The sequence below is a fragment of the uncultured Corynebacterium sp. genome (genome assembly GCF_937999985.1).
Lineage (GTDB): Bacteria > Actinomycetota > Actinomycetes > Mycobacteriales > Mycobacteriaceae > Corynebacterium.
Genome location: NZ_CALLDG010000189.1, coordinates 1 through 15,586, shown reverse-complemented (window position 1 = coordinate 15,586; position 15,586 = coordinate 1). Strand labels below are relative to the sequence as shown.

General features: G+C 63.1%; 10 protein-coding genes. 3 read left to right on the top strand and 7 right to left on the bottom strand.

Annotated elements, in window-relative coordinates:
* Nucleotides 1-78: 78 nt before the first annotated feature.
* Nucleotides 79-3,138 (bottom strand): UPF0182 family protein, encoded by a 3,060-nt coding sequence (locus Q0331_RS09015; protein WP_298076031.1) that lies wholly within the window; start codon nt 3,136-3,138, stop codon nt 79-81.
* A 131-nt stretch (nt 3,139-3,269) separates the two neighbouring features.
* Here Q0331_RS09015 and Q0331_RS09010 point away from each other — a divergent pair, with 131 nt between their 5' ends.
* The gene (locus tag Q0331_RS09010) at nt 3,270-3,830 is read left to right on the top strand and encodes a PPA1309 family protein (RefSeq protein WP_005293814.1); all 561 of its coding nucleotides are present in this window, start codon (nt 3,270-3,272) and stop codon (nt 3,828-3,830) included.
* Nucleotides 3,831-3,854: 24 nt separating this feature from the next.
* Here Q0331_RS09010 and Q0331_RS09005 read toward each other — a convergent pair whose 3' ends face one another.
* Nucleotides 3,855-4,934, bottom strand: coding sequence for a PDZ domain-containing protein (locus tag Q0331_RS09005; protein ID WP_298076030.1), 1,080 nt, complete (start codon nt 4,932-4,934; stop codon nt 3,855-3,857).
* A 144-nt stretch (nt 4,935-5,078) separates the two neighbouring features.
* Between Q0331_RS09005 and Q0331_RS09000 the strand changes: the two genes are divergently transcribed.
* A complete protein-coding gene (locus Q0331_RS09000) occupies nt 5,079-6,587 on the top strand; it encodes a zinc-dependent metalloprotease (RefSeq protein ID WP_298076029.1) in 1,509 nt (502 codons plus the stop codon).
* Here the strand turns inward: Q0331_RS09000 and Q0331_RS08995 are convergent, their stop codons facing one another.
* Nucleotides 6,588-7,178, bottom strand: coding sequence for a M48 family metallopeptidase (locus Q0331_RS08995; protein WP_298076028.1), 591 nt, complete (start codon nt 7,176-7,178; stop codon nt 6,588-6,590).
* A gap of 131 nt (nt 7,179-7,309) precedes the next feature.
* Between Q0331_RS08995 and Q0331_RS08990 the strand changes: the two genes are divergently transcribed.
* A complete protein-coding gene (locus tag Q0331_RS08990; protein WP_298076027.1) occupies nt 7,310-8,191 on the top strand; it encodes a hypothetical protein in 882 nt (293 codons plus the stop codon).
* A gap of 17 nt (nt 8,192-8,208) precedes the next feature.
* Here the strand turns inward: Q0331_RS08990 and Q0331_RS08985 are convergent, their stop codons facing one another.
* The 4 genes from Q0331_RS08985 to Q0331_RS08970 form a co-directional block, all read right to left on the bottom strand.
* Entirely contained in the window at nt 8,209-10,296 is a 2,088-nt protein-coding gene (locus Q0331_RS08985) for an ATP-dependent DNA helicase UvrD2 (protein WP_298076026.1), read from the bottom strand.
* A gap of 11 nt (nt 10,297-10,307) precedes the next feature.
* Nucleotides 10,308-11,390 (bottom strand): TrkA family potassium uptake protein, encoded by a 1,083-nt coding sequence (locus tag Q0331_RS08980; protein WP_296110199.1) that lies wholly within the window; start codon nt 11,388-11,390, stop codon nt 10,308-10,310.
* A 13-nt stretch (nt 11,391-11,403) separates the two neighbouring features.
* Nucleotides 11,404-15,024 (bottom strand): UvrD-helicase domain-containing protein, encoded by a 3,621-nt coding sequence (locus Q0331_RS08975; RefSeq protein WP_298076025.1) that lies wholly within the window; start codon nt 15,022-15,024, stop codon nt 11,404-11,406.
* Nucleotides 15,025-15,586 (bottom strand): PD-(D/E)XK nuclease family protein (locus Q0331_RS08970; RefSeq protein WP_298076024.1); only part of this gene is annotated, 562 nt, incomplete at its 5' end.

Genomic DNA, 15,586 nt, shown 5'->3' with positions numbered 1-15,586 from the left:
CGCGTCAGCGACTCCCCTACTGTAACGCAGAGCTTGGATAAAGTGAAATCGCCTGGTCACAGACGATTTCACCGGGCTTTAACGCTCGGACTGCAAGTCCTGCACTGCCTTATCCAGCTCATCCAGTGCCTTACCGAACTCCTCGAAGGTGCCAGACTCGCGGGTCTTGTTCACCTTATCCATCGCATCACGCACCCGCTGCTCCGGAGAGGTATCGGTGCCGCCACCATCAGACTTCCCCGCCGTAGCCTTCGTGTCCGAGCCTTGGTCGCCCTTGCCATCCTGGCCGTCTGAATCCTTGTCCCCGGCCTTGGAGTTCTTCTTGTTTTTATCCTTGGTCGGGTCAACCACTGAACCGTCGATCTCCTGGATGTCAGTGGTGGAGGACGTCTTGATCCCTACCTGGTCCAGGGCCTCAGCAATGGTCGGGGCATAGCCCACCTGGCCGTTGTAGCTCACCAACACGCGCAGCAGCTTCGGGAAGGCCGAATCCTGGCCACTGCGCTGCGAGTACACCGGCTCGACGTACAGGATTTGCCCGTCGCCCACCGGCAAAGTCAGCAGGTTACCGTTCGTCAGGTCGTTCGTGCCCTTCAGCAGGGTACGCTCGCGGGCGATCTCGTCGGAGGACATCATCGTGTCCTGCGCCTGGTTCGGGCCCAGCGTCTGCGTGCCCGTCGGCAACACTCGCACGTTGATTTGTCCGTAGTTATCCGGGTCGGAGCCCACGGACATGTGCGCCGCCAGGAACTCACGGCGCAGGCCACGGAACGGGGTAATCAGCTGGAACGACGGCTTGTTGGTCTCCGGGTCAGCCGCCACCACGTAGTACGGCGGCTGCGCGTTGTCCTGGCGGTCCTGCGGAGCCGTCGGATCAGTCGGTACGGACCAGAAAGAGTCGTTCTGGAAGAACACGCCCGGGTCGGAGACGTGGTACTTGGCGATGAGCTCGCGCTGCACCTTGAACATATCCTCCGGGTAGCGCAGGTGATCCTCCAGCTCCTTGCTGATCTCGGAGCGCGGCTTCACCACGTCCGGGAACGCGCCCCGCCACGCCTTCAGCACCGGGTCCGATTCATCGAAGGCGTACAGATCCACGCTACCGTCGTAGGCATCGACCACGGCCTTCACGGAATTGCGAATGTAGCCAACCTCATTGTCGACGACCTGGGTTTCACTAACGCCGTCGGGATTAAGGGCGTCCGCAGTAGAATCAGTGAGCCCAATCCGCTCGGAGTAGGGCAGGTTATTCAACGTCGTGTAACCGTCAACGACCCACTTCACACGGCCGTCAATAACGATCGGATAGGTCTTGGAATCCGTGGTCAGCCACGGAGCAACCTTGTGCACACGCTCGCGGGGGTCACGCTCGTAAAGAATCTTCGAGCCCTCACCAATACGGTCCGTCAGCAACATGTTCATCGACTCGAAGTGGGCCGAGAACATTAGGCGGTTGAAGTAGTTAGAGACATCCACACCACCGGTGCCGGTGTAGGTGTAATTGGATGCGTCGGTATCATACTCCAACGGTTCACCCTCGGAATTGCCAACGATCGCGTAGTCAGAGTTGTTCTGCTTCGCCGAGGCAATAACCGGGCCGAAGTAAATGCGCGGCTGCTTGATATCCAGGTCCAGCTCGCCACCCTGCTTACCGGACTGCATCGACTGCAGATCCGCGACCGTGTATACCGGATAACCACCGCGGGCAGACCCGACGTCGCGGGCGACCTCATCCACCTTGCGGGCGGGGGCTGCCACAAAGCCGTTGCCGTGGGTGTAGACCGTGTGGCGGTTGATCCAGTCGTTCTGGTTGCCGTCCAAGGTGTTCGGGTTCAGCTCGCGGGCGGCAACTACAAAGTCGCGCATCTTGCCGTCCACCTCGTAACGATCGATCGCCAGCTCGTCCGGGAACCCATAGAAGTTACGCAGCTGCTGTTGCTGGGTGAACGTCGGGCTCAGCACCTCCGGGTCTAGCAGGCGCACGTTAGAGAGGGTGGCGGAGTCGTCGGCAACGGCCTTCTTCTGCTCCTGCGAGGCGGCATCCCCAGAAGCACCCCAGTCACGGTCGTAGGTGACCTTGTCTTCACCAATGCCGTAGGCGTACCGGGTGGCCTCGATGTTGCGGGCGATGTACTCGCGCTCCTTCTCGGCGCGGTTCGGGTTGACGGAGAACTGCTCCAGCATCGCGGGCCACGCCAGCCCCACGGTCAGCGAAGAACCCACCATCAGTGCAACCGCCAGCGCCGGGATACGCAGGTCGCGCAGAACAATCGTGATGAAGAACATGGCCGCCACGAAGATCGAGATCACGAGCAGCACAATCTGTGCAGGCAACACAGCGTTGATGTCCGTGTAGGAGGCACCCGTGAAAGTCTCGTGTGAACGGGTAAGCAGGCCGTAGCGGTCGAACCAGTAGCCGACCGCCTTCAACAGCATCCATGCGCCCGCAATGACCGCCAGCTGACGGCGAGCATTCGTAGAGATAGAGGCCTTTTCCCCCACACGCGGGTTGCCCGTGGTGATGGAGCCCAGCAGGTAGTGGCCAACGCCGTTGATCACAAAGGCCAGGATCAACAGCACGCTGAAGGTGGAGACCAGCATCTGCAGGAAAGGCAGGTTAAAGGCGTAGAAGCCCAGGTCCTTATCGAACTGCGGATCGTGCACGCCAAAGTTCGATCCGTTCAGGAACAGCAGCACCGAACGCCAGTTGGACTGCACGATCATGCCGGTGATCACACCCACGAACAGCGGAATGCCCACCAGGAATGGGCGCATGTTGCGGCGGATCAGCGGTCGGTACTCAGCCAGGGGCGAGGAGGTTCCCAGGGATTCGATCTCGTCCGGCCGCGCGCGGTACGCCAGATACGCCGCCAACCAGGAAATCAGTGCGCCGATCAGCCCGAAGATCCCGAAGAGCACCAGGCGGGTCACGATCACGTTCATGAACACGCCCTGGTAATCCACGCTGCGGAACCAGGCGAAGTCGGTGTATGTGCTCACCACCACCGGCACAATGAAGATAATGATGGCGATAGCTGCCACCAGGATTCCCAGGAACTTCGAGCGCCTGCTCGACCCTGGGCTGGACGGGAACGGCTGCTTCGGTCGACCCGAAGACGGTGGCGTGGGCGTGCTCAAGGCTTAAATACTCTCCTGCTAATCGCACCTGTGGGTATCGCTGATCGCGATGTTTCTACCAGGATACGTACAATTCTTAAAGCCTCATAACAAACCCCAACCCATCCCCCAACGAAAGAAAGGCATCACGAATGACCTCTCCCGATTCCTCCCCGAACGTCGATCTGCAGGATGAGCGCGTGCTCAACGCAGCTCTGCGCGAGGCCGTGGACTTCGTGCAGGCCGAGGGCTGGGACCAACCGGCCACCCTGTTCGCCCTGGTGCCGGCCTCGCTGATCGCCGATGCCGCACCACAGGCCTTCGACGACGATGCCCCGGCCAACCCTTTGGCCCTGGTGGTGCAGGAGGACATCCCGGAGCACATCCGCCCCGGCAGTGAGGAGCTCGGCCAATTCCTCGCCACCATCCGCTGGCCCGCCCCCGTCGTCGGCGCGATCCTCGCCCAGGAGATCACCTTCTCCAACGCCGCGCCCGGTGCGGACCCTGCCCCGCGCCAGGCTCGCTTGTTTAGCGGACTTCTTTGTGACGCCGACTTTTCCGGCCCCGAGCGTTCCCTTATCCAGCTCCGCCCCAGCGAGGAGGAGCTTGCGGAGGATCCCTTCGGCCAGGACAAGGTGCAGCTGCTCGGCGGGGACGACATCGCCCCCGGCGTGATTCACACCCTGCGCGCCACCTTCGAGGCCGACGAATAGGCGCTACCTGTAAACGCTACTTGGCTACTTGCAGGTATCGGCCTGCTTACCGTCGTTGTAGTCCTTGAGATCCTCAATTGCATCGTCGAGCGTATCGACCTTCAGCAGGGTGATCCCCTCCGGCGGCTCGTGCACCGCTTCGGCGCAGTTCTGCGCCGGCACTAGGAACACCTCTGCACCGGCTTCCTTGGCAGCGGCGATCTTGTGAGTGATGCCACCAATCGGGCCGACCTTGCCTGCGGCGTCAATAGTTCCGGTACCGGCGACGAACTTCCCACCTGTCAGTTCCTCGGGCGTCAGCTTGTCGACGACCGCCATAGAGAACATCAGTCCGGCGGACGGGCCGCCGATGTCGGTCAGGTTGTACTCCACCTTGATGTCACCGCCGGGCTGGGCGACGGCCGTCACGCCGAGGAAGGCAGTGTCCTTCGGATGGTCGCCACGCACCTCCTCCGGCAGCTCGGCGAGCTTAACCTTGATGTCCTTGTCCTTCTCCTGGCGCTTAACGGTGACGGTGACCTCGTCGCCCGGCTTGTAGCCCTTAATCTTCTCCGATAGCTCGCTGGGCAGCGTGATCTTCTCCCCATCGACCTTCGTGATGATGTCGTTGACCTCGATCTTGCCCTGCGCCGGGGAATCCTCGGAGATCTCCAGCGCCATGGTCTCCAGGGGCTTGTCCAGGTGGTTCATCGCCGAAATAGTGGCGTTGGACTCCGAATTGGCGAAAGCGGCGGCATTCTGGCGCTGTACTTCCTCCGAAGACTTGCCCGAGGGGAATACGTGCTCAATCGGCACCAGGGTGTCGTCCGTGGAGATCCAGCGCTTCAGAGCCTGTGCCAACGTCATATTCGTGCGGACGGACACGGTGGTCATGTTGAGGTTGCCGCTGGTTGGGTGAGTCTTCGCACCACTGACGTCCACGATCTGGCGGCCATCGACCTCGCCCAAAGTATTGAACGTCGGCCCGTTCCCCTCAGCTGCATAGGGGACGGTCAAGTCAATGTTGGTGCCGGGGATCGACGGCAGGCCAAGGAGGGAAAAGAGCGCCACGACGGGCACTGCGCCCACGACGATGGTGCGATTTCGCCTGTTCCAGAATTTCACCTGCCCAACTTTACATGCTTCACCGGCCCGGTTTGCCCACCCCGGCACAGGCCGAACCCTGTTCGCTCTCAGCACACGCAAATAGGCGCCTTCGCGGCCTTTCGAGGTCGTTTTCACCCTGCAACAGTCGGTACGGTGGGGTACATGAGTAAATTCGGTTTTGGCTTCCACGGCCCGCACGATTCCGATGACGACCGCGATAAAGACGGCGATAACAACCGCGATAACAACCGCGACGAGAACGGAAACAACGGGAACGAGAACAACCCGTTCGGCTTCTTCTTCGGCGGCCCGATGGGCGGCGGCGCCGGCGGAATGAACGGCGGCGCGGGCAACATGGGGGCCGGCAACCTGGGCGACATCCTGAACCAGTTTGGTTCCATGCTCTCCGGATTCGGCACAGACATGAACAGTGCCGAGGGCCAGGGTCCGGTCAACTACGGACTGGCCAAGCGCACCGCCCGCCAGCGGATCGCCGCCACCCACAAGGACTCTCGCCCCAGTCATAACGACTCGCAGGCAGTCGCCGATTCAGTCCGCCTGGCCGAACTGTGGCTGGACGAGGCCACCCACCTGCCCGCCGGTGCCTCCGGCTCCGTGGCCTTTGGCCCTGCGCAGTGGCTGGACGAAACCTTCGAAACGTGGAAGCGCGTGGTCACTCCCCTGGCCGACAAGCTCGGCGACGCCGCCCTGGGTGGCGTGCCGGAGGAGATGCGCAGCCAGCTCGGCCCGCTGGCGGGAATGATGAAGCAGATCAACGCCATGAACTTCGGCGCCCAGCTGGGCAACACCCTGGGCGCGATGGCCACCGACGTCGTGCTGTCCACCCAGTGGGGCGTGCCGCTGGCCGAGGGCGATACCGCCGCCATCGCAACCGAACACCTGGATTCCATGGCCAAGAAGTTGGGCTGCGAGCCCCGCGAGGCGCTGATCTACCTGGCCGCCCGCGAGGCCGCGCACCTGCGCCTTTTCAAGCACGTCCCGTGGCTGGTGGAGCGCCTAATCCTGGACGTCGAGGAGTTCGCCGCCGGCTTGTCGCTGGATTACTCCGCCATCGAGGAAGCCACCCGGGAGATCACCCCGGAATCCATGAACGATCCTGCGAAGATGCAGGAGATGATGGAGCGGATGCAGGGTCAGGACCTCTCCCCCCAGGTCGTCTCCACCAACGCCCACGCCCGCGAACGCCTGGAAACCAGCCTGTCGCTCATCGAGGGCTGGGTGGATTATGTCGTAGGTTCCGCCTTGAACTCCCGCATCCCCGGCGCGGCCATGATCGGTGCCGCCTGGTCCGAGTTCCGCAACAACGGCTCCCCTGCCATGGATGCTCTGACCAAGGCCGTCGGAATCAGCTTCACTGCTCCGAAGGCAAACGAGGCAGCCGAGCTGTGGCGCAAGCTGGATGATGCGGTAGGCGTCACTAAGCGCGACGGCGTGTGGGACCACCCCGACTTCCTTCCTGTGGCCTCCGACCTGGACAACCCGGCGGCCTTCATCAGCAGCGTGGCTTTCGACGAAGACGAGATGGAGGACTTCAACCCCATCAGCGAGATCGAGAAGCTGGAGCGGGAACTCAACGAAAAGCGCGGCTACCAAGACGGCACCGGCGAGAACGGCGACAACAGCGAAAACGGCGACAGCGACAAAGAGTAGCTAGCCGCGCATCCCCCAACGCTTGAAGGCCTCCAGGTAGCCCTGCGCCCTCTCCAGGTGCGGGGTGCGCGCCTCCCATTTGCGAAACTCCGAGCCGTGATTCGGCACAAACGTGTGGATCAGCTCGTGGATAATCACCGCATCCAGCACGTATCCGGGCACCTCCTGCAACTGGTGGGCGATCCGGATGCGCTTGGATTGCACCGAGCAGCTGCCCCAGCGCGTGTTCATGTTCGTGACGAACTTGATCTCCCCGATTGTCGCCCGGCCGCCGAGGTACTTGTCGTTGAGCTGCACCGCCCGCTCGGCTAGCTCCTTGTTGCCCATTGTTTGACGCCGACTCTTCAGCGCCTTCCCCACCAGCTCTACGCTGATTCTGCGCAGCTCGGCCTCTCCGATGGCCGCGGGCGACATGACCAGGAACCCTTCGCCTTCTTCCCGCACCGCGACTGTCTTCTTGCGCCGGGTGGACAGGCGGATGGTGATGGGCGGCACCGTCACCTCAGGGCCCAGCTGGGTCGCAAGCTCCTCCTGCACCTCGCGGGCCAAACGCTGCGGGTCGACAGCGCGGGCGCGGAAGGAGGGGGCCATGGGAACATCCTTTCCACCAGCGAGGACAATGCTGCACTGCTAGGGTGAGAGGCAACTACACAGCGCGCATGGGGAGCGCAGGCTGCCGCACTGGGGATCTAAGGGGACAGGGGTTTTAGGGGAATGCAATCATGCTAGAGCTTAACTTGCCGTCGAGCACAGCCATCCTGGCCAGGCCGATGATCGGCCTACAGTTCGGGGTCTTGCCGCACGAGTCGATGATTCTGCCACTGCCGAAGGGCGTGAACCCCGGCCAGGTGGCACACGTGTTCGCCCTGGCCCGCGGGGGAATCGGTTTCGACGAACTGCACCAAAAGCTGGGCTACTGCGGGCTGGAATCCGAGGATGCGCGGTTGATGCTCTCCGAGATGGTGCAAGCCAGGATCCTGCGGCCTTCCCAGGGGAACGTGAGTTTCCACGTCCTGGCCTCCGGCGTGGCTAGCGAGCGGCTGGAACCCGTTCTGGAGGCGCTGGGCTTAAGCTACAGCATCACGTCCACACCCAGCGAGGCTCGGCGTTCGCTGATCGCTTTGCCCGGCGCGGTGTTCCCCACCCCGGACGTGCAGCATGCGCTGATGGTCAACCGCGTGGCCCACTACCCTGCCGGCATCGTGGACGGGAAAACCGTGCTGGGGCCGTTGGTCGTTCCGGGCGTTACGCCCTGCCTGGCCTGCGCGGATAGCTACTACGGCAAGATCGACGACGGCTGGCGCGGCGTTCGCCTGCAGGCCACGGGCAGGCCCGGCAGCACGGAGAGGCACCTCATTCAGGCGGCCTCCACGCAGCTGGCGATGATGTTGAACGAACATGTCCTGCCCTGGTGGCAGGCGCACACAGAGTTCATCCGCACACGCCGGGCGGCGCGGCTCCAGCAGGAACCCCCACCGGAGGAGCCGGACATTCCCGAGGTTTTGAAGCAACGGCGGCTGGTGGACTTCGCCACCGGAGCCGTGCAGACCTACCAGGTGCCCTTCAACGACAGCTGCCTTTCCTGCCGGGCGGTGAGGGTTTAGCTAGGCACGCAGCTCAGTTAGGCATAGTTGCTGACGATCGCCAGCACGTCCTCACCGAACTCCTGGACCTTCACCGGGCCTATGCCCGGCACAGCCAGCAACTGGTCAGACGTAGTGGGCAGCTTTTCGGCGATGGCGCGCAACGTGGCGTCAGTAAAAATGACATACGCCGGCACCGCCTTGTCTTTCGCCTGGGTGGTGCGCCAATCGCGCAGCTCAGTGAGCAAAAGGTGGTCGGTTTCGGGGGCGTGCTGGCCGCAGCGGCCGAGGATCTTCAGTTCGGGGCTGCCCAGGCGGGCGCCGCAGACGACGCAGGCGTTCTTCGGCGCGCCGAGCCTCTCGCGGGAACCTCCGCTGCCGGAGCGGCGCTGGGCGGCGGCTTCCTCCTGCGGGACCAGCCCGTCGAGGAATCGGGTGCGGTGTCGGTTCGCCTTCGACCCCTCCTGGCGCGCGAGCGACCAGCTGAGGTGCAGGTGCTCGCGGGCGCGGGTGATGCCGACGTAGAACAGGCGGCGCTCCTCTTCGATGGCCTCCTCCGAGCCCGCGCCCTTGAGCGCATGGCGGATCGGCAGGGTGCCTTCGTTCAGGCCGACGAGGAAGACCGCGTCCCACTCCAGTCCCTTGGCGGCGTGGATGCTGGCGAGGGTGACCCCCTGGAACTTCGGCGGGTTCTTCGCGCTCATGCGCTCCTTCAGCAGCGCCACCACGCCCGGCATGCTCAAGGGTTCAGCGGCGCTGGAGGTGATCTCCTTAACCAGGTCGAACAGAGCCTGCAGGGACTGCCAACGGGCGCGTTCCTGCGAACCGGAAGGCTCGGTGCTAGTCAGGCCTACGGGGACGAGGGCGGCGCGGACGGCATCGGGCACGTCCTCCGGGGCTGGGTCGTACTTTTTTGCAGCGACGATGATGGCATTCATACCCTCGCGGATTTCGGTGCGTTTGAAGAAGCCCTCGCCGCCCTTGACCTGGTAGCCGATTCCGGCCTGCTCCAGCTCGTATTCGTAGTTCGCCGACTGCGAGTTGATGCGGTACAGGATCGCGATGTTCGCAGGTTCCACGCCCTTGCTGATGAGCGACTGGATTTCCTTGACCACCGCCACGGCCTCAGCGGGTTCGTCCGGGTACTCGTGGAACTGCGGGAGCGGACCTGCGGGGCGCTGGCCTTCCAACTTCAGGCGAGTGCCCGCCACACGCCCCTTCGCCTTGCCAATGACGTTGTTCGCCAGGTCCACGACCTGCGGGGTGGAACGATAGTCGCGGTACAGGCGCACGGTGGTGGATTCCGGGTACTTGGTGGTGAAATCCAGCAGGTACTCCGGGGTGGCGCCGTTGAAGCTATAAATCGTCTGGTTGGCGTCGCCCACCACGGTCAGGTCGTCCCGGTCACCCACCCAGGCGTCCAGCACGCGCTGCTGCAGGGGCGTGACGTCCTGGTATTCGTCGACGACGAAGGTGCGATAGCGGGAGCGGAACTCGTCGGCGATGCCCGTGTTGGATTCGATGGCCGCCGCCATGTGCAACAGCAGGTCGTCGAAGTCCAGCAGCATGCCCTCGGGCGTGGTCTTCATGCTCTCGTACCCCTGAAAGACCTTGACGAATGTCTTGGGGTCTACCGGACAGTCGCGGCGCCGGGGCTCGACGTAATCCGGGTAGTCTTCCGCGCTGATCAGGGAGGATTTCGCCCACTCGATCTCCCCGATCAGGTCGGCCAGCATCGCCGTGCTGGTTTCCACTCCCACGGCTCGGGCGGCGCGGGAGACAATGCGGAACTTGTTGTCCAGCAACGTCCACGGCAGATCGCCGGCGTAGGCGGGCCAGAAGTACTTCAGCTGCCGCATCGCCGCGGCGTGGAAGGTCTTAGCCTGCACCTTGGGGATGTTCATGAGCGCCAGGCGCTCGCGCAGTTCCGCGGCGGCGCGGGCGGTGAAGGTGACGGCCAGAACGTGGTCGGGGTTTACGAACCCGCCGTCCACTAGGTGGGCAATGCGGTGGGTAATGGTGCGGGTCTTACCGGTGCCGGCACCGGCGATGATGCTGACCGGTCCGCGCGGGGCCGAGGCAGCTCTTGCCTGTTCCGGGTCCAGTCCGTCCAGCAGGGAGCTCACTCAAAGCACCCCTATTTCGTGCCGAGGGTGTCGTCGGCTCCCGGGTTGGAACGCACGTACAGCACGCGGTCACCTGGCTCGATCGTTTCCGCCTCGGCGGAGTCGATGCGGTACAGCTCGCCGGAGCGAACCACGCCCAGCACCACGTCTTCCAGCACGCGCGGGTTGCCGCCAACTTCTTCCTCGCTGACCAGCCGCTCGGCGATGGAGAAGCCTTCGTCTGGGGACAGCAGATCCTCCATCATTTCCGTCACCGATGGGGTGACGGTAGCCAGTCCCATCAGACGGCCAGCAGTTTCGGAGGAAATCACCACGGAGTCCGCACCGGACTGGCGGAGAAGGTGCGAGTTATCGGATTCTCGCACGCTGGCGACAATGGTTGCCGCCGGGGCGATCTCGCGTACCGACAGGGTGATCAGCACGGCGGTATCGTCCTGGTTCGGGGCTACGACGACGGCGCGGGCACGGTTAACACCGGCGAGTTTTAGCACGTCGGACCGGGTGGCAGAGCCCTGCACGGTCACCAGTCCCTGTGTGGAGGCCTGATCCAGCACCTCGCGGTCCGTATCCACCACCACGATCTGCGAGGGAGACACACCGTCGGCCAAGAGTGCGGCGATGGCGGAACGCCCCTTGGTGCCATAGCCGATAACGATGGTGTGGTTGCGCATTTTCTTCCTCCAGCGGCGAATGTTGAAAGTCTTGCGGGACTCTTCAGTAAGGACGGACAGCGTAGTACCGACCAACAGGATCAGGAAGACCAGGCGGGCCGGAGTAATGATGAGGATGTTGACGAGCCGCGCGTTTTGCGTCTGCGGCGAAACGTCGCCGTAGCCCGTGGTCGACAGGGATACCGACGAGTAGTACAGAGCGTCTACAAACGTATCCATGCCCTCGTACGCGCCCCGGTCGATGTAGGCCAACACGGCGACAAGCATGATCAGCAGGAAAGCGTAGAACATTCGCCGGACAATGAGCCACCAGGGGCTTTGGACCACTGAGGTCGGGATACGGACGATGTTAAGCAGCGCGTGCGGCGGTAGCTCATCGACTTCATCGTCGGCACGGAAGCGTTCGCGCAGCCGGTTCTTCATCTACGTCCTCTCGTCACTGCTCGTCGTTGTCTTGGTTGGTCTTTGTGGTGACGCCCCCAAGCATCCCTTCGAGCTCGTCTGCAGAAAGTAGTGTACGCGGTTCATAGGTTTCATTTGCCGCGACATAGTGGAACGCAGCCCGGACGTTCTCGGCGGGCACCTCCACCCCCAGTTTCGCGCTGAGCAATTTCGCCCAGGCGAGCCTGTAGACGGCCAGCTGCATGGCGGCTGCATCCATATCCGCGCCGGTAGGTTTCCGTCCGGTCTTCCAGTCCACAACGATCCAGCCGTCGGTGGGATCGGTTCCGTCGTGGAAGACCGCGTCGATTCGGCCTTCGAACACGTGGCCGCCGATAGTGACGGAGTACGCACCCTCCACGCTCTCGGGTTGGCGGTCGGCCCACTCGGAGCGCAGGAAGGCATCCTTGAGCGTTTCGAGATACGGGTCTTCCAGGGTTGCGTCGGACGCACCGGGAAGCTGATCTTCGTCCAGCAGGCTGACCTGCTTGTAGCGTTCCTCCACCCAGTTGTGGAAAGCAGTGCCGCGCTTGGCATAGGGCTTCGGTTCCAGCGGAATGGGCCGGCGGGCACGCAGGGCGAACTCCTGGTCGTCCTTGCGTAGGCTCACGGCTTCGGTGGCGGTCATACGGACGTTCAGCGGAACCACCAGCTCGGCGTTATCCATTTCCGCGAACTCCTCAAGCAGCAGGTTCGTCTCGAGATCCCAGACCTCGGCAAGGGTGGTCGGCGCTTCGCTCGCAGCGGCGCTTGGCTCGGGCTGGTGCTGTGCGTGTTCTGCGTGTTCTGCGTGTACAGCCGCGATTTCCTTGCGCACCTGCTCGGCGGCTTCGGCCACACCAGGGCTTGCAATTGCGGGCGCGGGGTTGGGCCAGCTAGCACCGGTGGATACGACGGCATCTCGTTCTTTGCGATCCTCTTGAAAGTCCAGGCGCTCGCCATTGACCTGCGGGGTGGGCAGCATGAGCTTGTCCTCAAGGGGCAAGTCTGGGTTCTGCAACAGCTTATCGAGTTCCTTGTAGTACATCCCCATGTCGGACCACTGCTCCACGCTATCTACAGCGCCAGTTTTCTCCAGGTACTCGCGCAGCAGGGTTAGGCAGATGGATGGGTCGTTACCTGTGTCCGTAGACGCCTTAAAGGCCGAACCGCTGACGTACAACACTCGCTCGGAACGGGTGATAGCCACGTAAAACAGTCGGTCGTTTTCCTTGGCGCGGAAGCGATTCACCTGCCTATTGAACTCTTTATACGCTTTGGTGTGGTCCCCTCGATCCTTCACGGTGGCCATCGAGAGCACCGGGTACGCCCCCGGATGGTCACCGGCATCGCCGCGCAGACTGCTCGGCATAACCTTTGCGTTGGTGGTCCACGCGGATTCGCTTCGTGCCTGGGAGTAATCTCCATAACGTTCGCGTGAGGCGTGTGGCACGGCGACGATGTCCCATTCCAGCCCCTTGGCCTTGTGAACAGTGAGGATCTGCACGGTGTTGTCCTTTTTCTGCACCTCGCCCGGGTCCAGCCCGTCTTCTTCCGATTGCGCCGCCAATAGGTAATCCACCAATGCCTTTGGGGTGGCGGTACCGGCGCGGGAAACGTCTCGCACAATCTGCGCGAACTTATCCAGGTGGCTGGTGCCGATCGCCTGTTCGGGGCGGCGGTGCCAGCGGGTGAGGACTTCCGTGCGGACTCCCAGCATCTTCTCGATGTCCGCCACCAGGTCCGGCAGGTTCTTGCCCAGGCTGTGGCGGCGCAGGTATCCAAGCTCCCGGCCTAGCAGTGCAAGTCGCTTCGCCCCCTCGGCCGACATGCCCATCTCCTCGGCATCGGTCAGGTCGGCGAGTGCATCGATCAGTCCCACGGAGAACTCCGTGGCATTCGGAATAGCTTCCAGCACTGCCTCGATCAGCTCATCGCGCACTCCAGGAGTGCGGAGCAGCTCGATGTTTTCCTGACGCTGCCTTTCCATTGCAGCGTCATCGACGGCACCCGCTTCCCCGGCTCCGCGTTGGGCGATCTGCTCTGCCCGGCGCGTAAGAATGGCAAGGTCGGCTGCACCGATGTTCCACCGCGGGCCGGTCAAGAGGCGCAACAGCGCCACGTCATCCGTCGGATCCACCAGCACGCGCAGGGTGGCGAACACGTCCGCGACCTCGGGAATGTCCAGCAGCCCCGGCCCTGCTGTCATGTCCGCGGGCACTCCGCGCTCCACCAGTTTTTCGTAGATCGGCACTGCGTCCTTGTTCACCGTCACCAGCACAGCGGCGGAAAAGGGCTTGACCTTAGTCGGGTCGTCGGCCATCTCCAGCTTCCGTTGGTAGTCCTCCCACTGCGACTGCAGCTTGTCGGCCAGCCAGTCGAGTTCCTGCTCCCGCTCGTCGAAGAACGCCACTGCCGCCTCCCCCGCTGCCGCACCGGGGCGCGGGCGTAGTTCGGAGACCAGGCGCCCGGTGCTTTCGGTGCTGCGCTCCATGGACCATGTGGAGATCTTGTTGGCGATGTCCAGCACCGTGGTGGGGTTGCGCCAGGAGGTCAGCAGCTGCAGCTTTTCGGCGGGCTTGCCGTTCGCATCGGGGAAATCGGTGCGGAACTTCTCTAGGTTGGAGGCCGTTGCCCCGCGGAATAGGTAGATCGACTGCATGGGGTCGCCCACCGCCATCGCGGAAAACTCACCGTCGCTCTCTTTTTTCCCGCCGAACAACGACTTCAGCATGATGCGCTGGGCGTGGCCGGTGTCCTGGTACTCGTCCAGCATCACCACGCGGAAGCGCCGCCGCTGGTCCTGCCCCACTATCTCGTGAGCGCGCACGAGCTGCGCTGCCTTGCTCATCTGCTGGCCGAAAGTCAGCAGATCGCGCTCCTGCAGGGTTTCGCGGAACTGTTTCACCAGCGTCAGCAGTTCGGTGCGATATTGCTGTGCTTTAAGGAAGTCGGTGTTCGCACCGGTGAATTCATTCTTGCTTCTCTTACCCTTGGGCAGGTCCTCCAACAGCTTCTTCGCCGCCGCCGTGCTTTCCTCCTCGACCTTTTCGATGCTGGTCAGGTGATTATCCATCTCATCCGACAGAGCGCACACGTCGGCGATCACGCTGGGAACGGTCTTTTGCGCGCTTAATGAACTGTTGGAGTTGACCACCACGTCGCGAGCCACCATCCACCGTTCGGCGTCCGTAATGAGGCGGGCGGCTGGCTCCGAGGGGATCAGCAGACCGTACTCGCGGACGATGTCTCCGGCATAGGAGTCGTAGGTCGCCACCGCCGGCGCAATGTTCTTTAGCACCTCCCGCCGCGGATCATCTGCCGACAGCTGGTCCATGAAGGCGCTTTCCGCCAGGGTTTGCAGGCGCTGGCGGATGCGCTCGCCCAGCTCGGCCGCGGCCTTGCGGGTGAAGGTCAGGCCCAGGATCTGCTCGGGCCGAGCATAGCCGTTGGCCACCATCCACACGGCACGCGCCGCCATGGTTTCGGTCTTACCCGCACCGGCGCCGGCAACGACCAGGAAGTTGCCGAACGGCCCGGCCTGGATAACCTCCGCCTGCTCGTCGGTCGGGGCGAACTTCTGCCCCATCAGCTGGGATAGCTCCTGAGGGCTGAAGATGTGTCGGTTGCTATCCATTTAAATCACCTGGCTCCCTTCGTCCTGCGCGGGGCAGATCGCCTTGAAGTCGCAATACCTACAGCCGTCATTCGGTGTGGCCAGGTATGTCGGCCCCGCTGTCACCGGCGCAATCTCCAAAAGCTTGTCGTGCACTTCGCTCAGTTGTTCTTCCGTCAGCTGCACCTGGTCTCTTTTGGTAATCGACGTGGTCTGAGCCCCCGGGTACACCAGCAATGCACCGCCGGGGCGGTACTTTTGCCCGCTGCCTCCGGGGTGCTCGTTCAGCGTCAGCAGAAACTGGTACGCACTCAGCTGTGGGCTTTCCGCCGCAGTTTTCTTCGAAACTGCCTTTTTGCTGGTCTTGAAGTCGATCACCTGTGTCAGCCCGTCCTCCGGGTTCGTCACCAGCAGGTCGGCGCGCCCGCTCAGCGTCACCTCAACCCCGTCGGGTGTTTGCCCGACGCGCGCCCGTAGCGTTCGCTCGGTCTCGAGCTCTTGGTCCCTATAGCCGGCAATGAAGTCGTGTAGTCTTTCGACGCCCTCTTCCCAGCGCGTCACCGTGTGCGCGTCCTTCCACGCT

Bases quoted from the DNA above. Each gene is read 5' to 3' on its own strand.
- Q0331_RS08975 (WP_298076025.1), bottom strand. From the start codon at position 15,024: ATGGATAGCAACCGACACATCTTCAGCCCTCAGGAGCTATCCCAGCTG.
- Q0331_RS09000 (WP_298076029.1), top strand. From the start codon at position 5,079: ATGAGTAAATTCGGTTTTGGCTTCCACGGCCCGCACGATTCCGATGAC.
- Q0331_RS08980 (WP_296110199.1), bottom strand. From the start codon at position 11,390: ATGAAGAACCGGCTGCGCGAACGCTTCCGTGCCGACGATGAAGTCGAT.
- Q0331_RS08995 (WP_298076028.1), bottom strand. From the start codon at position 7,178: ATGGCCCCCTCCTTCCGCGCCCGCGCTGTCGACCCGCAGCGTTTGGCC.
- Q0331_RS08990 (WP_298076027.1), top strand. From the start codon at position 7,310: ATGCTAGAGCTTAACTTGCCGTCGAGCACAGCCATCCTGGCCAGGCCG.
- Q0331_RS09010 (WP_005293814.1), top strand. From the start codon at position 3,270: ATGACCTCTCCCGATTCCTCCCCGAACGTCGATCTGCAGGATGAGCGC.